The following is a 20,820-nucleotide window of genomic DNA, read 5'->3' on the forward strand; positions in this document are numbered from 1 at the left end:
TGCCGAGCCCAAATCCATCTCGCGGTTACTTCAGCTTGGTGCCCGAGGAACGCAGCGCCGCACACGCCTCGGTCACGCGCTTGGCCATGCCGGCCTCGGCGGCCTTGCCCCAGGTGCGCGGGTCGTACTTCGACTTGGTGCCGACCTCGCCGTCGACCTTCAGGACCGCGTCGTAGTTGCGGAACATGTGGTCCACGACGGGACGCGTGAAGGCGTACTGGGTGTCCGTGTCGAGGTTCATCTTCACGACGCCGTTCTCCAGCGCGGTGGCGATCTCCTCGGCCGTGGAGCCGGAGCCGCCGTGGAAGACGAAGTCGAACGGGTTCGCCTTGCCGTACTTGGCGGAGACGCCCTCCTGGAGGTCCTTGAGGAGCTCGGGGCGCAGGACGACATTGCCCGGCTTGTACACACCGTGCACGTTGCCGAAGGACGCGGCGAGCAGGTAGCGGCCCTTCTCGCCCAGGCCGAGGGCCTCGGCGGTGCGGAGCGCGTCGTCGACGGTCGTGTACAGCTCGTCGTTGATCTCGTGCGAGACGCCGTCCTCCTCGCCACCGGTCGGGGTGATCTCGACCTCAAGGATGATCTTCGCGGCGGCGGCCTTCGCGAGCAGCTCCTGGCCGATGGCCAGGTTGTCGGCGAGGGTCTCGGCGGAGCCGTCCCACATGTGCGACTGGAACAGCGGGTTGAGGCCCTTGGCAACACGCTCGGCGGAGATGTCGAGCAGCGGACGTACGTAGCCGTCCAGCTTGTCCTTGGGGCAGTGGTCCGTGTGCAGCGCGACCGTGACGTCGTACTTGGCGGCGACGATGTGCGCGAACTCGGCGAGCGCGACGGCGCCGGTCACCATGTCCTTGTTGTGCTGGCCGCCCAGGAACTCCGCGCCACCGGTGGAGATCTGGATGATGCCGTCGCTCTCGGCCTCCGCGAAGCCGCGCAGGGCAGCGTGCAGGGTCTGCGACGAGGTCACGTTGATGGCCGGGTAGGCGAACTTGCCTGCCTTCGCCCGGTCGAGCATCTCGTTGTAGACCTCGGGGGTTGCGATCGGCATCTGTCCGCTCCTTGTGTATGTGCGGGTGGCGTTCTGCTGCTTACGGCCCTGACCTAGGGGGTGACGTCATCGTCGTCCCCATCTTTCCAGACTTGCCCGGATGCTTGAGCCATGGTGTCCAGCCTGTGGATAACTCCGGATCCGGGCCGTCTGCGACGCCGTACGCAACGCCCTGCACAAGGCCGCACGCAACAGGGCTCAGCCCCGGTCTCAGTCCAGGCCCAGCTCGTCCTTCGAGAACGCGAAGAGGTACGGCACCCCGGCGCCCGTCTCGATCTTCTCGGCGGCGCCCGTCTCGCGGTCGACGATCGTCGCGACGGCCACCACCTCGGCGCCGGCCTCGCGCACCGCCGTCACGGCCTCGAGCGGGGAGCCGCCGGTGGTGGAGGTGTCCTCGACGACGAGTACGCGCCGGCCCGCGATCTCCGGACCCTCGACGCGACGCTGCAGCCCGTGCGCCTTGGCGGCCTTGCGTACGACGAAGGCGTCCAGCCGCTTTCCGCGCGCGGCGGCGGCGTGCAGCATGGCCGTGGCCACCGGGTCGGCGCCCATGGTGAGGCCGCCGACCGCGTCGAAGTCGAGCCCGTCGGTGAGGTCGAGCAGCACCTGGCCGACCAGCGGCGCGGCCTCGCCGTCCAGCGTGACGCGGCGCAGGTCCACGTAGTAGTCCGCCTCGAGACCCGAGGAGAGGGTCACCTTGCCGTGCACCACGGCCTTGTCCTTGATCTGCTGCAACAGCGCGTCGCGTACGTCAGTCATGTCCGCCAGCTTAGAGGCGCCGCCAGGTCCAGGTGGTGGCCGCCTCCAGGGGCTCGATGGGGGTGACCAGGCGGGGAAGGGTGTTCAGCCCGTTGGGCGGACCCGTCTGCGGTTCGACGCACACGGCCGCCTCCTGCTCGTCGTACACGACGACCCATTCCTCGCGGCTGGCGATCTTCAGCTCCAGTTGCCCCGGCCAGGTGAGCGTGACGTCGACTCCGTCGGGCATGCCGAAGCAGTCGTCCCAGGGGCTGGGGCGCGGCTCGATCCGGCGCCCGGTGGGGAGGTGGTCCTCGCCGCGCTCCTCCTGCCAGGCGGGGGTGAAGTCGATGTCCACGTCCTCCTCTCCGAGGTTCCGGTTGAACCACGGGTGCCAGCCGATCTGGGCGGGGAAGGAGTCGTCGTACGTCTCCACGGACATGGTGAGCGTGAGGGCGTCCTCCGTCAGGGCGAACGCCTGGGTGACGCGGCCCGGGTGGGGCCAGGGGGCGACGAGGTCGTACGTGATCACGGCCTCGTTCTTGGTGGTGTGGGCGGTGCGCCAGGCGCCGTCTCGGGCGGTGCCGTGGATGGCGTGCGGTGGGGAGTTGAGCGGCATCTGCTGTACGGCGACGCCGTCCAGGAACCGGCCGTCGCGGATCCTTCCGCACCACGGAACCATCGGGAAGCACCCGAATTTCCCGCCCTGCCGCAGCAGTTCCACACCGCCGACCCGCACACTCCCGATCCGTCCGCCGTTCCCCGGCAGTACGGTCACCTCCGCGTCACCCGCGGTCAGCGTGATGTCTTCGTTACTCACGGAGTTGACCCTACTGGGACGGGCGCCCGGAATGGTTTTTCGCCCCCTCCGCCCCTGCCCGTCCCGTACCTGGGGGCTGCCGCCCCCAGACCCCCGCATCGGCCTGGACGGCCTCGTCCTCAAACGCCGGACGGGCTGGAGATACCTGGCCGGGGCTCAAGAGTGCCGCTCCCACGGGTGGGTGGGGGCTCGGGACGGCACCACCCCGTCCTCAAACGCCGGACCGGCTGAAAGATCTCCCCCGGCCCGGGGCTGAAAAGCGCAGCCCCCACGGGTGGGTGGAGGCTCGGGACGGCACCACCTCGCCCTCGGACGCCGGACCCGCTGAAGGTGTTCAGCCCCTCCGGCGTTTGAGGAGCGGGGGTTTGGGGGCGGAGCCCCCAAGGGACGGGAATGGGTAGGGGCGGAGGGGGCGAAAAAACCACCCCCCAGCCCAACCCTCACCGCCGCTTGCGCAACACCCTCGTCAGGGCGATCGCCGACGCGAGGGCCAGGGCCGCCGCAGGTGCCGCCCAGCGCAGGGTGGCGCGGGCGGCGGTCGCCTCCGGCGCGGGGACGGGGGCGTAGCGCCCGCGAGGCGGCGCATGGTCGACCTCTTCCGCGCTGCGGCCGATCATCGTCCGCCGAGCGTGCGCGGCCTCGGCGATGGAGTCCTCCTCATCGGCCAGGAGACCCGGCACGAGCTCTTCCTCGTCCACGAACTCCTCGCCGAACCCCTCCGCCACGAGTTCGTCTTCGACAGACGGCTCAAGCGAGGGCGAGGGCGACGGCGACGGAACATCGGCGTCGGAGACAGAGGGGGCGGGGTCAGGGTCGGCCCCCTCGACCGAAGCCGAAGCCGAAGGCGAGGCCGCATCCGCCTCCACCGCCCCCAGATTCCCCACAAACCGCTCCACCAGCCGCCCCACCGCGGCAGCCACCGCATCCGACGGCAACTCCGCCACCCGCCCGTCGGCGGACGCCGTGCCACCGACGACGACCGTCGTGCCACCCTCGGCGGGTACCAGCCGCAGAGCCAGCGCGAGTTTCACCGAACCACTGCCGCGGGCCTCGGTCGCATCGCCCTCGACGGCGTAGGAACCGTCGCCCTGGGCGGTGACACTCAGCGCGCCGCGATAGGTGATGGTGTGGCCGCCGAAGCGGACTTTCAGGCGCCCGGAGACGGGCGGCGTCCCGGCGTCCTGCTGGAGCCCGGGGACCGCCCGGGCCACCCGCACGGGATCGCCCAGCGCCTCCCTGAGCCGCTCGGCCGGAACCGGAACGTACACCTCATGCTCCATGCCAGCCGAGCCTACCCAGCACGACCGGGACCGCACCCGGGTATGAAGGGATTCCGACGTGATTCCCACGCCTCCGACTCAGTCGGCGTACCGCGGATGCACCAGCGTGGAGGGCGGGAGGCCGGGAATCCGGGTGCGGGAGGCGGCACGGGCGTCCGCGGTCAGGGCGGCGGGCGTGAGCGTGCGCGGGCTCGGCCCGCCGTGGTCCAGGCCCAGGACCGGAGCCGTACGGGAGGCCAGGAGGAAACCCCAGTCGTGCGGGGCGCGTGACGCGCCGGCCGTGCGGTCGGGGCCGGCCGCGAAGCCGGAGTCGCGGCCGCCCACGCGGTAGGGCGCGGTGCGCAGTCCGGCCGCGTGGATCGTCGTGTCGATCGTCCAGAAGACCCGGGGGCGGGTCTCCACGGGACCGGCATGGACCGCGAGGCGCCCGTCGGGGGCAAGGACGCGGCGCACCAGGCCGTAGAACTCCTGCGAGTACAGCTTCGTGCTCGCCGTGATGCCGGCGTCGGGGAGGTCGGAGATCACCACGTCGTACGTCGAGGGGGCGCCGCGCAGCCAGTCGAAAGCGTCCGCGGTCACCACGCGCACGCGTGGATCGTCGTACGCGTGACCGTTGAGCCGGGACAGCGCCGGGTCCTGGCGCGCCAACCGCACCACGCCCGCGTCGAGTTCGACCTCGTCGACATGGCGTACGCCCGGATACCGCAGCACCTCGCGGGCGGCGAGCCCGTCGCCGCCGCCGAGGATGAGCACGCGCGCGTGGGGGCCGTTCATCGCGGGGTGGACGAGTGCCTCGTGGTAGCGGCGCTCGTCGCTGCCGCTGACCCGGAGGCGGCCGTCGAGGTAGAGATCGAGCGGGCGGCCGGCCGTGCCGCCGGTGAGGACGACCTCCTGGACCCCGGTCCTGAGCGCGACCCGCACCTCCGCCCCGTACACCGCGTGCCGTGCCGCCCGTTCGAAGTCGTCGACCAGCAGCGCTGCCGAGGCGAGGAGTCCGAGGACCAGGAGGTTGGCGACGGCCAGCGTCCAGCGCGCGCGCCGGGTCAAGTCCCTGCGGAACAGGCCGAGTACGAGTGCGCCGCCGGCCAGTGCGTTCACCCCTCCGGTGAGCAGCGCGCCGGTCAGCTGGCCGAGCCACGGCAGAAGGAGGAAGGGGAAGGCCAGGCCGCCGACCAGTGCGCCCACGTAGTCCGCCGCGAAGAGGTCGGCCACCGCGCCGCCCGGGTCCTGGCGGCGGACACGCTGTATCAGCTCCATGAGGAGGGGGACTTCGGCGCCGATCAGCAGGCCGATGGTGAGGGAGAAGGCGACCAGGAGATAGCGGGAGCCGTCAGCCCAGACGCCGCCCAGGTCGCCGGTCCACGCGAACACCGCGTACAGCGCCATCGCGCTGCAGCCGCCGACCAGGGCGAGCGCCGCCTCGACCGCGCCGAAGCCCGCCGCGGCGCGGGGGCGGAGCCGCTTGGCGGCGAGGGAGCCGATGCCCATGGCGAAGACCATGACGGACAGGACCACGGAGGCCTGGGTGACCGAGTCGCCGATCAAGTACGAGGCGAGGGCGACCAGTTCGAGTTCGTACACGAGTCCGCACGCCGCGCAGACGAACACACCCGCGAGGACGAAGAACCGGCCGGTGCCCGGGCGGACCGGCAGCCGCGCCTGGCCCTGGACGCCGCCCCACTGCGGGGGCGCGCCGGGGGGTGCGGGCGCGTGCGGTTCGATCACGTTGCGAACGGTACGTCACACCGGCGCTACGCCTCGTCACCCACACGTGTGGAAGTGACCCAGCGGTTTATGGCACTCGGCGTCGAGGTGACCGACCGAAAGGTCGAGGTGACCGACCAAAAGATCGCCGGCCGACACTCAACCGGCAAACCCCGCCCCCGCCCCCGCGGGGACCCGCACCCCCACCCGCGTCCGAGTAGCCACCAACTGCCCGTCCTGCGGATACGCGTGCCACGTACGCCAGTGCACCTGCCCCTCGTACCGCTGGGCCAGCATCGCGGTGAAGGCGTGCGGGCTGCCCGGGAAGACGCCGGCGAGGCCGTTGGGGTGGTCGGAGACCAGGGCCAGCAACTCCTGGGCGCGGCCGGCGAAGGAGCCGTGGGAGAGGGTTTCGACGCGGGCCGCGAACTCGTACTCCCAGTCGCCGACCCGCTTGGCCACGCCGAGCGGAAGGGGCGTACTGCTGCCGGGGATGCACGCGACGGTCTCCGAACAACTGCCCTGTTCCTCCTCCAGGAGTACCTGGTGGGACGCGCCGAGCAGTCTCAACTGCAGTTTCGCCCCGCCGAGTTCGAGGTCGAGGATGGCGAGCGCGGGCAGCGGCTCGCGCCCCAGGGTCCAGGCGAGGTCGGCCGCGCACGTGTCGGTGTACGAGGTTTCGAGAGTCGTGAGCATGGGTCGGCTCCGCTAGCACGCAAAGGGAGGTGGGGGGTCCGGCGCACCCGGTGGGTACCGGGGGATCGGCCCGATCAGCCCGGCCAGTAAGGACGGTCCGAGGCCCTGAGGTCACCTTGGCGTCGTCCGCCGGAAGGGCGGTGCCAGGCGTCGCCCGGCAGACGTCATGGAGACGACAGGGCCTTGGGGCTGCGTTGGTGATTTAGAGGGAATCATGAACTGTGGCGCCACCACAGGCTTTTTACCCAACTTCGTGGGGTTTCCATCCCCCCGAGGGCTCCAACGCTCAACTGTTCAACCACGGCGTGCGCCCCGCGCACGGAAGTGCCCGTCGGCAGCCGTTGCCCGACGGGCACTTCTTCGTGCTCCGGATGCGTTTCCCCCTGAGGAGCTCAGCTGCCCCGTGTCAGCTGCCTCCGCCGCATCCGCCCCCGCCGCCACAGGACGACCCGCCCCCGCAGGAGGACCCGCTCGAGCAGGACGACGATCCCCCGCAGGACGATCCGCCGCCGCCACCCGCCCCGCCGGCCCACCAGCTGCCCGAGGAACCGCGGCGCGAGCGGCGCTTCCCCTTCGAGGCCTTGGCCGCCTTCGACGCCTTCGTCAGCGCGACCTTCTTGTCCTTGCGGCCTCCGAATCCGAAGACCGCGACCAGCGTGCTGGCGACGACTGCCAGGATGATGCCAATGATCATGGCGCCACCCTCCTTTCGTTCCCCCGAAGCGACCCCCCGTGGGCGCTTCGCTTCTTGCGTGAGAGGGGGATGCCCCCGCGTCTCACGTGCCAAAGCAGAGTTGAGGAACTCCAGAGCTTGGGCGCAGGATGACCGGCATGACCTCCAACGCCCGCCGCCCCCTGCTCAACCGCCGGCTCGCCGAGTTCGGCACGACGATCTTCGCCGAGATGTCGGCACTGGCCCTCAGTACCGGCTCGATCAACCTCGGCCAGGGCTTCCCCGACACCGACGGGCCCGAGGAGGTCCGTGAGGCTGCGGTGCGCGCGCTGCGGGACGGGCGCGGCAACCAGTACCCGCCGGGTCCGGGCGTGCCCGAGCTGCGTACGGCGATCGCGGCGCACCAGAAGCACCGGTACGGACTGTCGTACGACCCCGACCGCGAGGTCCTCGTCACGGCGGGCGCCACGGAGGCCATCGCCGCGACCCTGCTCGCGCTGCTCGAACCGGGCGACGAGGTGATCGCCTTCGAGCCGTACTACGACTCGTACGCGGCCTGCATCGCGATGGCGGGCGGCACCCGCGTCCCGGTCACCCTGCGCCCGCGCGACGGCCGCTTCCGCCTGGACCTCGACGAGCTCCGCGACTCCGTCACCGACAACACCCGGCTGCTGCTGATCAACACCCCGCACAACCCCACCGGCACCGTCCTCACCCGCGAGGAGCTCACCGAGATCGCGCGGCTCGCCGTCGAGCGGGACCTGCTCGTGGTGACGGACGAGGTGTACGAGCACCTCGTCTTCGACGACGCCGAGCACCTGCCGCTGGCCTCCTTCCCGGGGATGCGGGAGCGGACGGTCACGATCGGCTCGGCGGGGAAGACCTTCTCCTTCACGGGCTGGAAGGTCGGCTGGATCACCTCGACCCCGGATCTCGTCACCGCCGTACGGTCGGCGAAGCAGTTCCTGACGTACGTGGCGTCGGGGCCGTTCCAGTACGCCGTCGCCGAGGCGCTGGCGCTGCCGGACTCGTACTTCGCGGACTTCCGGGCGGACATGCTCGCCAAGCGGGACCTGCTGGCTGCGGGGCTGTCGGACGCGGGTTTCGAGGTCTACCGGCCCGCGGGCACGTACTTCATCACCACCGACATCCGGCCGCTCGGCGAGTCCGACGGTTTCGCCTTCTGCCGCGCCCTGCCGGAGCGCGCCGGTGTCGTCGCCATCCCGAACGCCGTCTTCTACGACCACCGGGAGGCGGGCGCGCCCTTCGTGCGGTTCGCGTTCTGCAAGCGGACCGAGGTCCTTGAGGAGGCCGTCAAGCGGCTCAAGGCGGCCTGGTAGCACCGGGGCGGCCGTGGGCCCGGACGGCGCGCCGGGGCGGGGAAAACCGTACCGACACGGACGAGTAAAGCCCCTAAATGCATCGAAAATCATGCATAAGGGACGCAGAGTGCGAGGGTGACCCACCCGAGTACCCTCGCCCGCCCCGCCCGTCCTGCCCGCGCCCAGTCCGGGGACCGCGTCGACTCCCTGCCGTCCCGCGCCGCGCGCGGGCTGCCGGCCGCCATGGTGACCGCGGTGGGGCTGTTCGCCGCCGCCCGGCTGACCGGTGTCCTCGTGCTCGCCGCGACCGCCTGGGCCACCGGCAGGAACCCGCTCTACCTGCTCGGCCGGTCCTGGGACTCGGCCTGGTACCTGTGGATCGCCTCGCACGGCTACGGGCGGACGTTCCACTTCAGCCCCACCGTCGTCCACAGCGACCTCGCGTTCTTCCCGCTCTACCCGGCGGTCGTCCGCGCCGTCACCACGCTGACCCCGCTGAGCAGCGGCGTGGCCGGTCTGCTGGTCTCCTGGCTCGCGGCCGGCGCCGCCGCGTGCGGGATCTACGCCGTCGGGGCGCACCTGCACGGCCGCGCGGTCGGCACCACGCTCGTACTCCTGTGGGCCCTGCTGCCCCACTCGGTCGTGCTGTCCATGGCGTACACCGAGCCCGTCCTCACCGCCTTCGCCGCCTGGTCGCTGTACGCGGTGCTCACCGAGCGCTGGCTCTGGGCGGGCACGCTGGCGGCCCTGGCGGGTCTGGCCCGGCCGAACGGGATCGCGGTGGCCGCGGCGGTGCTCGCGGCGGCGGTGTACGAGGCGGGGAGGCGGCGGGGGCGAAAAGTTCCCCACAGGCTGTGGACGGGCGCCGCGCTCGCGCCGCTCGGCTGGGGCGGTTACGTGCTGTGGGTGGGCGTACGCAAGGGCGATCCGCTCGGCGGGTACTTCGAGGTGCAGCGGCTGTGGGGCTCCCGCTTCGACTTCGGCGCCGGCTCGCTGCGCTTCGCCAAACACCTGCTGCTGCACGGGGACCGTTTCGTGTTCCCCATGACGATGGTGATCGTGGCGGCGGGCGTGCTGCTGTACGCGCTGCTGCTCGCGGACCGCGCCCCGCTCCCCCTGCTCGTCCACAGCGGCGTACTGCTGCTGATCGCGCTCGGCGGCTCCGGTTTCTTCGAGTCGAAGCCGCGTTTCCTGCTGCCCGCCTTTCCGCTGCTGCTGCCGCTGGCGCGGGCCCTGGTGCGGACGGCCAGAGCCCGGCCCTGGCACGCGACCGTGGTGGTCGGCGCCCTGGCCGGGCTCTCGTTCGCGTACGGCGCGTATCTGGTCGTGATCGCTCACACGCCGCTGTAAGAGCCTGTGTCACATCCCCGGCATCAGCGCACGTCGTCTGGTGCGTGCGATCGCAAGGCGCCGGAAGGTCCTCGTAGCGGAGCTACTAGGGCCTTTCGGCAACGCGGCGAGCGTGCGTGCCAGGCGGCGTGCGCCCGGCCGGGGATGTGACACAGGCTCTAAGTCACCGCTCGACTACTCGTCGTCCTCGGGCTTCTCCGCCTCGTTGACTTCCTGCTCCAGGCCGAGCTGCTCGACGAGCCACTTGTCGAACTCGATGGCGGCCCGCACCCAGCTGACCGTCGAGGAGACGAAGTGCTCCAGGCTGACGCCGGTGCCGATCAGCATCTGCGCCTCGCCGATCAGGCGGACGGTGCCGTCGTCGTGCGTGTGGCTGTAGACCTTCGGCCACAGCGTGCGGCGGTTCCAGTCGTCGATGGACTCGAGCAGCGTGGGCTTCTCGTCGATCTGGTGCGGCCGGTCGTAGAACGTCCGTACCGAGAAGACCTGCTGGTCACCCTCGCCGCGGAACATGAAGTACGTACGGAACTGCTCCCACGGCGCCGCGAGGTCACCCTCGTCGTCGACGACATACTTCAGCTCCATCTGTTCGAGGAGCTGCTTCACAAGGTCCTGATCCGGGACGACGGGGCCCGCCGGTCCGCCGCTCTGCGGCTCGGGCTGCTGGCCCCCGAAGTTCGGAATCGAGGACGGGTCGATGCTCACCGTGTATTTCCCTTCGTACGGATACCGCCATCCTCTCCCATGCGGGGCGGGGGGTGGCAACCCCGACGGGCATAACAGGCCGGGCCGGCGCGGGAAGGCCTGTTCACCAGGCGGTGTCCGGGTGGGGCTCGGCCAGGCGGGCCGTCACCGCGAGGCGGTCGATCTTGCGGTTCGCGTTCAGCGGGAAGGTCTCGAAGTGGGTGAAGGCGCGCGGGAGCATGTAGGCGGGCAGGCGGCCCGACAGTTCGGCCCGGAGGGCCAGCGGGTCGCGCGGCGTGCCGGTGTAGGCGGCCTCCAGCGTGGGCTCGGCCCCGGGCGCCGCCTTCAGGACCGTGACGACGGCCTCCGCGACCCCCTCGGCCGCGCGTAGCGCCGCCTCGATCTCGCCCAGCTCCACCCGGTGACCGGCCACCTTCACCTGGTGGTCGAGGCGGCCCAGGTGCAGCAGCGCGCCGCCCGCCCCGACGCGCACCCGGTCGCCGGTGCGGTAGTACAGCTCCTCGCCGGGCGCCTCGCGGTCCTCGTACACCGACGCCTCCCGGCCGTCGAAGCGCAGGAACCGGCCGGGGTTCTCGCCCGGGTCGAGATAGCCGGGGAAGCGCTGCGGGCCCCGCAGGCACAGCTCGCCCTCGTCGGCCGGGCGGCCGTCCTCGCCGAGGACGAGGAAGTCCAGGTGCGGGTAGGGCGTGCCGATCGGGACGGTGCCGTTGGCGGTGGCGGGCCAGTCGGCGGGTTCGGCGGGCAGTCGGAACTGGGTGCAGGAGACGGTGACCTCGGTGGGGCCGTACAGGTTCTCCAGGACGCTGCCGGGCGCCGCCTCCCGCCAGGCGGCGGCCTGCTCCAGGGTGAGCTGCTCGCCGCCGAAGAGGCTCCAGCGCAGGCCGGGCATGGAGCCGGGGGCCAGGTCCCGCAGCCGCAGGGCGTACGAGATCAGCGAAGGCACCGAGAACCAGTGGGTGATGCGGGCGCGGGCGATGAAACTCGCCGGCCGCGCCAGTTCGCCGCGGGCGGGGACGACCAGGGCCGCTCCGGCGCCCCAGGCGGTGAACAGGTCCCACGCGGTGGGGTCGAAGGTGAGGTCGAAGGTCTGGGAGACGCGGCTGTCCGGGCCGATGTCGTAGCGGTCGATCGCGTAGTCGAGCATCGCGGCCGCGTTGCGCTGGCGCACCGGGACGCCCTTGGGGGTGCCGGTGGAGCCGGACGTGAAGACGATGTACGCGATCGCGTCGGGATCCGGGGCGCAGACGTCCTTGGGGGGCCGGTCGAAACTCCCGTCCGCCGGCTCCTCGAAGGCGACGACCGGGCAGGTCAGCGCGGTGTTCCGGTCGGTGAGTACCGCGTCCGGGCGCGCCGCGGCCAGCACCGCGGTGACCCGGTCGGGGGCGGAGTCCGGGTTCAGCGGGACCACGGTGGCACCCAGGCGCTGGGCCGCCAGGTACGAGGCGTAGGCGGCGACGCCGCGGCCCGCGAGGATGCCGACGCGGGCGGGGCGACGGCCGTCGAGGGCGGCCAGCAGGCGGGCGGCGTTGTGCTCGGCGAGCGAGCGCAGCTCCGTGTAGGTGAGGGTGCGCCCGCCGGTCTCCAGGGCGGTGCGGTCGCCGTAGGTGTCGGCCGAGGCGGCGAACCGTTCGTAGAGGGTCGGTCGGTCAGCCATGGGCGGCTTCCTTGACGAACGCCCGGTAGTACACGGGCGTTCCGAGGAACGACGAGGTGAAGACGCCGCCCACGCGGGAGCCGCTGACGGCCAGGTGCAGATACGAGAACAGCGGCACGAGCGGGATGTGACGTGTCGTCAACTCCTCGTCCAGTGCGCCCCATTCGGCCGCGGCCTGGTCGGCGGGGAGCGCCGAGACGCGGGCGATCTCGGCGTTGACGTCCGGGTCGTCGAGGTAGGTGTAGTCGGCGTTGCCGGTGGCCCGGATCGTGCGGCCGTCGAAGCCGGTGAGGAGTGTGGACGCGCCCGGCCAGTCCGCGGCCTGGCACATCATGTACAGGTCGTAGTCGTGGCCCCGGGTCAGGACGGTGGCGTTGTGCGAGGGCCGGTCGGTCTCCACCAGCTCGACGCGGAAGCCCGCTTCCTCCAGTTGGCGTGCGAGCACCTTCGCACCGGCGGTGAAGTAGGCGCCGTCACGGCTCAGCAGACGCAGGACGCGTCCCTCGCCGGGGAGCGGGCCGCCGGTGTGCGGATCCGGATAGGCGCGGTGGCCGATGGTGCCGGGCGACAGGATCGTGTGCGTCACCTCGCCCTGCGTCGGACCGAGCATCGCGTCCCGTACGGCCGCCTTGTCCACGGACACCGCACGGGCGATCGCGCGGCGCACCGCCACGTCCTGGACCCGGGCGGTGTTGATCGCCAGGTACCAGACGAGGGGGGTGCGGTCTCGGCGCAGACGCGGGATCAACTCCGGTTCGGCGAGCAGGAGTTCGGCGACGCCCTCGGGCGCGTTGTTCTCGGCGACGGCGAAGGTGTCGGGGCCCTCGTCGGCGCGGGCGCGGAGGTTCTGCGGCCCGCTCTCCACGCCGAGTTCGATCTCGAAGCGGTCCGGGTGGTCGTGCCGTACGGCGTCCGTGGCCGCGTCCCAGTGCGGGTTGCGTTCCAGCTCGAGCAGCTTGCCGGGGGTGTGCCCGGCGATGCGGTACGGGCCCGAGGCCAGCGGTGCCTTGCCGTAACTCTCGCCGGTGTCGGCGTCCTTGGGCACCGGGACCGTGGTGGGGAGGGAGACGGCGAAGGGCAGGTCGGGGCGCGGCACCGGGAAGCGGAACACCAGGGTGCGGGTGTCGCGGACCTCCAGGCCCGGCACCTCGTCGGTGCCGTCGGTGAAGGGTCCGCCGTAGGGGCCGTTGTCGCGCAGCCAGTCCTGCAAGTGCTCCGGGCCGTCACCGAGGGCCCCTTCGAAGGAGCGGGCGATGCCGTGCGCGACGTCGGCGGCGGTGATCTCCCGGCCGTCCTCGAAGCGCAGGCCCGGCTTGAGGGTGAACTCCCAGGTGCGGCCGTCCCCGTCGACGTCCCGGCCCGGGTTCTCGGCGAGGTCGCCGACCAGCGTCCAGCCGCCCTGTCCGTCCTCGGCCGAGATCGTCAGCGTACGGAAGAGGAGGTGGCCAAGGGCCGTGGACTGCAGGGTGTTGATGCGCTGCGGGTCGAGGTGGTCGTAGTCGCCGTCGCGCAGGATGCGCAGTGTGCCGCCGCGGACCGCGCCCGGCACAGGGCGGGCCGGGCCCTGTGCGGCGCGGGTGTCCCACGCGATGGATGCCTTGGTCATGTGCGTGCTCCGAGGGGGCCGGTGGAGGGAAGGGTGGGGTCGGTGGCGGCGAAGGCGCTGTCCACGAAGACCAGCGGGCGGACGCCGGCCAGCGGGCCGAAGTCGTCGACGCGGCCGACGACGAGCGCGTGGTCGCCGGCCGTGTGGACGGAGTGGACCGTGCAGTCGAAGTAGCCGACGCCGTCCAGGAGTACGGGGCAGCCGGTGGCCGGTCCCCGCTTCCAGTCGTCGGCGGCGAAGGCGTCCGCGCCGACGGGCCGGGCGGGGTCCGCGAACCGCCGTGCCGTACCGGTCTGCCGGTCGCTCAGCACGGTGACCGCGAACCGCCCCGAGCCGCGCACGTATCCGTGCGCCCGTGACCGCGTCCCCAGGCCCACCGCGACGAGCAGCGGGTCCAGGGACAGGGACATGAACGCGTTGGCGGTCATCCCGAACGGTTCGCCGTCGGCGAGCGTGGTCAGCACGGTGACGCCGGTCGGAAACCGTCCGGCGGCAGTGCGGAAGAGGTCGGCGCGCGACCCGGTCACGCGGGCGTCCCGTCGGACTCGCCCGGGGCGGGCTCCGCTGCCACCCGCAGGGTGTTCAGGTGGTCGAGGCCCGCGAGGACCTCCTTGTCGCCGACCCCGAAGTCGATCAGGCAGGCCAGTTCGTCGACGCCCGCCGCGCGGGCCTTCTCGACGACCGTCGACGCCTGGTCGACGGTGCCGAACAGGCCGCTCGTCGAGTAGTAGGTGTCGAAGGAGCGGCGGACCAGGAAGTCGATGTCGGACTCCCGGAGTTTGTCGGGGTCGAAGCCGGCGAGGATGCTGCCCGCCGAGCGGGCGATGAGGCCGAAGGAGCTCTTCAGGTACGCGGTGAAGGGCTCCCTGACCGTCTCCTTGACCTGGGCCGGGTCCTCGCCCAGATAGGTGTGGAGCATCAGCGCGACATGGCCGGGCCTGCCGTCGTGGCCGGGGCGCCCGGCGAGTGCCCCGCGGTACAGGGCGATCTTCTCGGCGAGTTCGTCGAGGCTCTGGCCCAGCAGGTGGGTCAGGACGCCCGCGCCCGCCGCGCCCGCCGCTCGGAACGTCTCCGGGCCGCCCGCGCTGGTGACCCAGACGGGCAGTTCGCTCTGGACCGGCGGCGGGTAGACCCGTACCTCGGCGGGCTTTCCGGCCCCGTCGGTGACCTGGAGCGGCTCGCCGCGCCACAGCGCCCGTATCTGCTCCACGGCCTCGATGACGGCGGTCTTGCGGCCCGCGTACCCCTCGGGGCGCAGTGCGAAGTCCACCGCGTTCCAGCCCGAGGCCAGCGAGATGCCGGCCCGGCCGCCGGAGAGGTTGTCGACGACCGACCACTCCTCGGCGATCCGCAGGGGGTGGTGCAGGGGCGCCACGACACTGCCCGCGCGGATGCCGACGCGCGAGGTGACCGCGGCCACCGCCGCGCCGGTCACCGACGGGTTGGGGTAGAGCCCCCCGAAGGGGTGGAAGTGGCGCTCGGGCGTCCACACGGCCGAGAAGCCGTGCGTGTCGGCGTACTTGGCGCCCTCCAGGAGCAGGTCGTAGCGCCCGCCGCCGGTCTCGCCGACACTGCCGTCGGCGAAGTAGAAGAGACTGAAGTCCATGTCCTGTCCTCTGAGTTCGGGGGTCGGCGGGTGCTCAGCGGACGCTCAGCGGACGCAGGTCGGTCCAGACGGACTCGATGTGCTCCAGGCACTCGGCGCGCGTGCCGCGGGTGCCGGTCTCACGCCATCCGTCGGGCACCGGCAGCAGGGCCGGCCACACCGAGTACTGCTCCTCGGCGTTCACCACGACCGTGTGCACGGGCTCGGGGGCTTGCTGCGTGTTGTTCTGCGACATCGAGGATCAGGACCTTTCCTGGATCTGGGGCGGGAGTTCGTACTTGATGCGGGCCAGCGAGGACAGCGCCAGCGGGACCAGTGCCGAGGACAGGCCGATCGCGCTGATCAGCACGGTGGAGCGGAGACCCACGCCGGCGCCGAGGAAGCCGCCGATGAGGGCGCCGAGCGGGGCGATGCCCATGGCCACGAAGCGGTTGGTGGCGGCGACCCGGCCCTGGAGGGAGTCGGGTGTGAGGGTCTGGCGGATGCTGAGCACGGTGACGTTGTTGGCGACGCCGAAGGACGCGAAGAGGAAGTTGATCAGCATCAGGGTGGCGACGGACAGGAATCCGCCGCCGTGCACGGTGGAGATGCCGAGCATCACCAGGTTGGCCACGGACGCCGTGGTCAGCATCGTGCGCCCGTAGCCGAACCTCTGCGGCAGCCGGCCCGCGAAGGCCGCGCCGACCAGGAAGCCGGGGCCGAGGGCCGCCATCACCAGGCCGATCTCGCCCGGCGACAGACCCAGCGTGCGCGGCATGAACTGGAGGAAGGCGACCTCCAGGGCGGTGAAGGAGAGGTTGAAGATCGACGCCATGATCGTCATGGCGCGCAGCGGTTCGTTGCCGAAGACGAACCGCAGGCCCGCCCACACCTCGCGCAGCGTCCCGGCCGGGGAGGCCGCCTCCGACGCCGCGGGCCGGTCCTCCTTGTGCCCGATGGTCCAGATGGTGACCGCCGAGACGAGGTAGGACACCGCGCCGGCCAGCACCGCCACCGGCGCCGTCAGCCACTGCACCAGCACACCGCCGAGCGCGGGCCCGCCGATGGTGGCCGCCGACTGGCTCGCGCCGAGCGCCGAGTTGCCCCGGGTCAGCTGGTCGCGTTCCACCAGGCGCGGCAGATAGGCCTGTCCGGCCACGTCGAAGAGCACGCTGCCGCAGCCCGCGAAGAAGCCGAGGACGTAGAGCCAGCTGATGCCCAGCTGGTCGGTCCAGTAGAGGACCGGGACGACGGAGAGGACCAGGGCCCGGCCCAGGTCGGTGGCCATGAGGATGTTCCTGCGCCTGACCCGGTCCACCAGGACGCCCGCGAACAACGAGACCAGCAGATACGGGAGTTTGACGACGGAGGTCAGCAGACCGACCTGCTGGGAGGTGGCGGTCAGAGCGAGGACCGCGACCAGCGGCAGGGCGAGTTCGGTGATCTGGGCGGCGAAGAGCGAGGCGGTCTGGCCGGTCCACAACTTGGTGAAGTCGCGGTTCTTCCACACGCTGGGGACAGCGGCGGAATCCGGTTCCCGCTCCTCCTGAACCTGCGCGCCACTGGTGGCCTCTGACATGAACTGCTCCTATACGTGGGGGGAGTCGGGGACGGTCAGGAGGAAGTGGCGAGGACTCCGCGGGGGCTGCCCGCGGCGGCGTCCTCCAGGCGGCGCGCGACCTGGGGAACGTTGGGCTGTTCGAGCATGCTGAAGTGGTTGCCGGGCGACTCGTCGATCAGCAGGCGGCCGCCGACCCGGGGCTCCCAGCCCATGTGCCAGCCCTCGAACAGCTCCGTCTCGGCGCGGATGAGCACCGCGTCGCCGCGCAGCGGCTCGCGCGGGGTGTCGCGGTAGGTGAGCAGGGCGCGCGCGTGCCGCTGGTAGAGCCGGACCAGCCGGCGCAGGTCCTCCACGGAACGGGCGTCGGCGCGCTCGTGCCCGGTGCCCTGCGTGAGCCGTACGACGTGCTCGATCCGGGCGTCGGAGTCCAGCGCCTCCAACTCGGCCTCGGTGACGTTCAGTTGGCCCGCGAAGGCGCCGAGGATCGCGGCGGACTCGCTGGTCGCGTAGCGCGGCGGGACCGGGTCGTCGATGCTGGCGCTGATGATCGTCAGCATGCCGACCTCGTCGCCCGCGGCCTCCAGCTGGCGGGCCATCTCGTACGAGACCATGCCGCCCATGCACCAGCCGCCGATGTAGTACGGGCCCTCGGGCTGCACCGCACGCACCTCGGAGAGGTACAGCGCGGCGATCTCCTCGACGCTGTCCGGGCGGGGCACGTCGGGGCCCGCGTACTCGGGTGCCTGGAAGGCGTACAGCGGGCGCTCCGGGTCGAGTACGTCGAGCAGTTCGGAGTAGCAGAAGACGCTGCCGCCCAGCGGGTGGACCAGGAAGAACGGGGCCTTGGTCCCCGTGGAGCGCAGCGGCACCAGGGTGGAGGCGGTGGCGGTCTGCTCGCCGGAGATGATCGCGGCGAGCTTCTCGATGGTGCCGCCCTCGAAGAGCGCGGCCACCGGCACCTCGACGTCGGTGATGTCGGGCAGCCGCATGATGACGCGCAGCGCGGAGATCGAGTTGCCGCCGAGTTCCAGGAAGGCGTCGGTGACACCGACCCGCTCCACGCCGAGTACGTCCTGCCAGATCTCGGCGAGCTGCCGTTCGGTCTCGTTGCGCGGGGCGACGAAGGCGCCGGCGGTGGTCTCCTCGCGGCCCGGCGCGGGCAGTGCGAGCCGGTCGACCTTGCCATTGGGGGTGAGCGGGAAGGCGTCCAGGACGACGAAGGCGCTGGGCACCATGTACTCGGGCAGCGACTCGGCGGCGAGGGTGCGCAACTCGGCCGCCGAGGGCGGGACTTCGCCCTCCGCCGTGAGGTACGCGGCGAGTCGCGCGTCGCCCGGCTGGTCCTTGCGGGCCACCACAACGACTCGGCCCGCACCCGGGTGCCGGGACAGCACGCTCTCGATCTCGCCGAGTTCGATACGGAAGCCGCGGACCTTCACCTGGTGGTCGGAGCGGCCCAGGAACTCCAGGCGCCCGTCCGGCAGCCAGCGCGCCACATCGCCGGTGCGGTACATACGGGCGCCCGCACGGTCCGTGTACGGATCGGGCACGAAGCGGTCGGCGGTCAGGTCGCCGCGCCCCGAGTAGCCGCGGGCCAGGCCGTCGCCGGCGATGTAGAGGTCGCCGGGGACGCCCTCGGGGACCGGTGCGAAGGACTCGTCGAGGACGTACACCTGGGTGTTGGCGATCGGCCGTCCCAGCGTGACCGGCTCGGCGGGGCGCACCCGGTCCAGGCAGGACCAGATGGTGGTCTCGGTCGGCCCGTACGCGTTCCACACCACCGGGAAGCGGTCGGTGAGGTCGTGCGCGAGGTCCTCGGGCAGCGCCTCGCCGCCGGAGATCACCCGCAGGCCGGGGTCGGCGTCGAGGCCCGCCTCGATCAGCAGCCGCCAGCTCGACGGGGTCGCCTGGATGACGGTGGCGCCGGACCGCTCGACGTGCTCGCGCAGCCGCGGCCCGTCGACGGCGATGTCCGGGGCGATGATCAGCTCGGCGCCGGTCAGCAGCGGCAGATACACCTCAAGGCCCGCGATGTCGAAGGACAGCGAGGTGACCGCCAACAGCCGGTCCTCGTCGGTGAGTTCGAGGTCGCGGCCGAAGGAGTTCAGCAGGTTGAGCAGGGCCCGGTGCGGGATCTGGACGCCCTTGGGCCGGCCGGTGGAGCCCGAGGTGTAGATGACGTAGGCGAGATGCTCGGGTCCGGCGAGGGGGTCGAGATCGTCGGACGGGCGTTCGGCCGCGGCCGTCCGGTCGACCTCGATCACGACAGTGCCCTCGGGGGCGGCGGGCGCCGGGAGCCCCGCCCCCGTCAGCAGGACCGGCACGCGCGCGTCGGCGAGCATGTACTCCAGGCGCTCGGCCGGGTATCCGGGGTCCAGCGGCACGTAGGCGCCGCCCGCCTTGAGCACGGCGACCAGGGCGACGATCAGCTCGGCCGACCGCTCCAGGTGGACGCCGACCAGGGTGTCGGGGCCGACCCCGCGCTCGCGCAGCTCATGGGCGAGCCGGTTGGACCAGGTGTGGAACTCGCCGTACGACAGCGTGGTGTCCCCGAAGCGTACGGCGGTGCGGTCGGGGTCCTTGGCCGCGCGCTCGGTGAGCAGCTCGGGCAGGGTGCGGTCCAGGGGCCAGCCGGCGCGGGTGTCGTTCCAGTCGCGGAGCAGCCGGTCCTGCTCGTCGGCGCCGAGCAGCGCGGTGGCGTGCACGGCCGCGTGCGGGTCGGCTACGAGGGCCCCGAGCGCGTCGGCGTAGTAGCCGCCGACCCGGGCGATCCACTCGTCGGTGAACTGCTCGGCGTCGTAGTTGATCCGCAGCCTGACCTCGCCGCTGACCGGGTCGGTGCCGAAGTTCGCGGTGAAGGGGAAGTTGGTCTGCTCGAAGAACTCGCCGCCGGTGACCGCCAGTTCGGCCAGCTCCATGTCGTAGCTGCGGAAGCTGCGGTGGTCGACGACGGTCTCGAAGAACTGCGGGCGGCGCAGGTCGGTGAGCAGCTGGGCCATCGGGTAGCGGCGGTGCGGCAGCGCGCCGCTCTCCGCCGCGTGGATCTGCTGGGCGAGTTCCGTCCAGGTCGTGCCCGCGACGTCCACCACCAGCGGCAGGGTGTTCAGGAACAGCCCGACGACCTGGTCGCCGTCGGCGGTCTCCGGGCGGCCGTTGCTGACCAGACCGGTGACGACCCGCCGCTGCCCGGACAGCAGGGACAGCACGCGGGCGTGCGAGGCGAACATCACCGACTTGACCGGCACCTTGGCCTCGGCGGCGACGGCGCGCAGTGCCGCGCCGAGCGTGGCGGGCAGGGGCACTTCGTGGACGCGGGCCTCGCGGACGTCGGCGAGGGCGTCGTCCTGGTGACGCGGCAGCCCGGTGAAGGAGGTGTCCTCCAGGACCCGGGCCCAGTGGCCGCGCGACTCCTCGCTCGCCAACGCATCCTGTTCCAGGGCGAGATAGTCCCGGAACCGGGTCACCGGGGCGGCGGCCTCGTCCGGGCGGCCGGCCAGTCGGGCGTCGTACCCGGTGATCAGCTGCGAGGTGACCAGGGACAGGCTCCAGCCGTCGAGGATCGCGTGGTGGAAGCTGAGGTTGAGCTGGAAGTCGGCGTCGTCGAAGACATGGACGTGCAGCGTGAGCAGCGGCGCCCGGGTCAGCACGAACGGGGTGGCCTTCTCCTTCTCCGTCCACGCGGCGACCCGGCGCGCCTGCTCGCCCTCCTCCAGACCGCGCAGGTCCTCCACGGTGAGCGGGGTCTCGACGGCCGCGTACACGAGCTGCATGGGCTTGCTGAACCGGGTCAGGTCGAAGCCGCTGCGCAGGATGTCGGAGCGCTGGATCACCGCGGCGAGGGTGTCCCGCAGGGCCGGCTCGTCGAAACGGCCGGACAGCCGGATGCTGGAGATGTCGTGGTACGTGGGGGTGGCGCCGTCCGCGTAGCTGTGGAAGAGCATGCCGGACTGGAGCAGGGTCAGGGGGTAGGCGTCGATGATGTCGTCGTGGGACGGCACGGGGTTTCCTTCCGGGTGCGCTGCGGGACGGACGGGTTGGGGGCGGTCACGCCTTGGGCCGGGCGACGGGATGGGGGCGG

17 protein-coding genes are annotated in these 20,820 nt (G+C 71.9%); 2 read left to right on the plus strand and 15 right to left on the minus strand.

Features of this window, described 5'->3' with window-relative positions; translation table 11 throughout:
• Positions 1-25 precede the first annotated feature (25 nt).
• The 7 genes from fbaA to OG246_RS07300 all read right to left on the minus strand — a co-directional run bounded on the left by fbaA (position 26) and on the right by OG246_RS07300 (position 6,980).
• The gene (fbaA, locus tag OG246_RS07270; RefSeq protein WP_266457548.1) at positions 26-1,048 is read right to left on the minus strand and encodes a class II fructose-bisphosphate aldolase; all 1,023 of its coding nucleotides are present in this window, start codon (positions 1,046-1,048) and stop codon (positions 26-28) included.
• A gap of 210 nt (positions 1,049-1,258) precedes the next feature.
• A complete protein-coding gene (gene pyrE, locus OG246_RS07275; protein ID WP_266457551.1) occupies positions 1,259-1,807 on the minus strand; it encodes an orotate phosphoribosyltransferase in 549 nt (182 codons plus the stop codon).
• 10 nt (positions 1,808-1,817) lie between these two features.
• Positions 1,818-2,606, minus strand: a complete 789-nt coding sequence (locus tag OG246_RS07280; protein ID WP_266457554.1) for an aldose 1-epimerase — start codon at positions 2,604-2,606, stop codon at positions 1,818-1,820.
• Positions 2,607-3,046: 440 nt separating this feature from the next.
• On the minus strand, positions 3,047-3,886 hold the full coding sequence (locus OG246_RS07285; RefSeq protein ID WP_266457556.1) for an SRPBCC family protein: 840 nt from the start codon (positions 3,884-3,886) through the stop codon (positions 3,047-3,049).
• Positions 3,887-3,964: 78 nt separating this feature from the next.
• On the minus strand, positions 3,965-5,611 hold the full coding sequence (locus OG246_RS07290; protein ID WP_266457558.1) for a polyamine aminopropyltransferase: 1,647 nt from the start codon (positions 5,609-5,611) through the stop codon (positions 3,965-3,967).
• 138 nt (positions 5,612-5,749) lie between these two features.
• Entirely contained in the window at positions 5,750-6,286 is a 537-nt protein-coding gene (locus OG246_RS07295) for a DUF2617 family protein (protein ID WP_266457561.1), read from the minus strand.
• A 406-nt stretch (positions 6,287-6,692) separates the two neighbouring features.
• The gene (locus OG246_RS07300; RefSeq protein ID WP_266457564.1) at positions 6,693-6,980 is read right to left on the minus strand and encodes a hypothetical protein; all 288 of its coding nucleotides are present in this window, start codon (positions 6,978-6,980) and stop codon (positions 6,693-6,695) included.
• Between the two features lie 128 nt (positions 6,981-7,108).
• On the opposite strand from OG246_RS07300, the gene OG246_RS07305 reads away from it, so the two are divergent.
• A complete protein-coding gene (locus OG246_RS07305) occupies positions 7,109-8,299 on the plus strand; it encodes a pyridoxal phosphate-dependent aminotransferase (protein WP_266457567.1) in 1,191 nt (396 codons plus the stop codon).
• Positions 8,300-8,524: 225 nt separating this feature from the next.
• A complete protein-coding gene (locus OG246_RS07310) occupies positions 8,525-9,631 on the plus strand; it encodes a glycosyltransferase family 39 protein (protein ID WP_266463956.1) in 1,107 nt (368 codons plus the stop codon).
• Positions 9,632-9,805: 174 nt separating this feature from the next.
• Here OG246_RS07310 and OG246_RS07315 read toward each other — a convergent pair whose 3' ends face one another.
• The 8 genes from OG246_RS07315 to OG246_RS07350 all read right to left on the minus strand — a co-directional run bounded on the left by OG246_RS07315 (position 9,806) and on the right by OG246_RS07350 (position 20,740).
• Complete coding sequence (locus OG246_RS07315) at positions 9,806-10,336, minus strand: YbjN domain-containing protein (RefSeq protein ID WP_266457569.1); 531 nt, start codon at positions 10,334-10,336, stop codon at positions 9,806-9,808.
• Between the two features lie 103 nt (positions 10,337-10,439).
• On the minus strand, positions 10,440-11,990 hold the full coding sequence (locus OG246_RS07320; protein ID WP_266457572.1) for an AMP-binding protein: 1,551 nt from the start codon (positions 11,988-11,990) through the stop codon (positions 10,440-10,442).
• Positions 11,983-13,596: an ABC transporter substrate-binding protein gene (locus OG246_RS07325; RefSeq protein ID WP_266457575.1), complete on the minus strand. Its 1,614-nt coding sequence runs from the start codon at positions 13,594-13,596 to the stop codon at positions 11,983-11,985. The genes OG246_RS07320 and OG246_RS07325 overlap by 8 nt, the downstream gene beginning before the upstream one ends.
• Positions 13,593-14,123 carry a flavin reductase family protein gene (locus OG246_RS07330; RefSeq protein WP_266457578.1) on the minus strand — a complete coding sequence of 177 codons (531 nt, stop codon included), beginning with the start codon at positions 14,121-14,123 and terminating at the stop codon, positions 13,593-13,595. Before OG246_RS07330 ends, OG246_RS07325 begins: the two co-directional genes overlap by 4 nt.
• Positions 14,120-15,202, minus strand: a complete 1,083-nt coding sequence (locus OG246_RS07335) for a MupA/Atu3671 family FMN-dependent luciferase-like monooxygenase (protein ID WP_266457580.1) — start codon at positions 15,200-15,202, stop codon at positions 14,120-14,122. Before OG246_RS07335 ends, OG246_RS07330 begins: the two co-directional genes overlap by 4 nt.
• A 34-nt stretch (positions 15,203-15,236) precedes the next feature.
• Positions 15,237-15,437 carry an MbtH family NRPS accessory protein gene (locus tag OG246_RS07340; RefSeq protein ID WP_266457583.1) on the minus strand — a complete coding sequence of 67 codons (201 nt, stop codon included), beginning with the start codon at positions 15,435-15,437 and terminating at the stop codon, positions 15,237-15,239.
• A 6-nt stretch (positions 15,438-15,443) separates the two neighbouring features.
• On the minus strand, positions 15,444-16,760 hold the full coding sequence (locus OG246_RS07345; protein WP_266457586.1) for an MFS transporter: 1,317 nt from the start codon (positions 16,758-16,760) through the stop codon (positions 15,444-15,446).
• Positions 16,761-16,795: 35 nt separating this feature from the next.
• Complete coding sequence (locus OG246_RS07350) at positions 16,796-20,740, minus strand: amino acid adenylation domain-containing protein (protein ID WP_266457588.1); 3,945 nt, start codon at positions 20,738-20,740, stop codon at positions 16,796-16,798.
• Positions 20,741-20,820: the final 80 nt, after the last annotated feature.

This window comes from Streptomyces sp. NBC_00620 (assembly GCF_026341825.1).
In the GTDB taxonomy this organism is placed as follows: Bacteria; Actinomycetota; Actinomycetes; order Streptomycetales; family Streptomycetaceae; genus Streptomyces.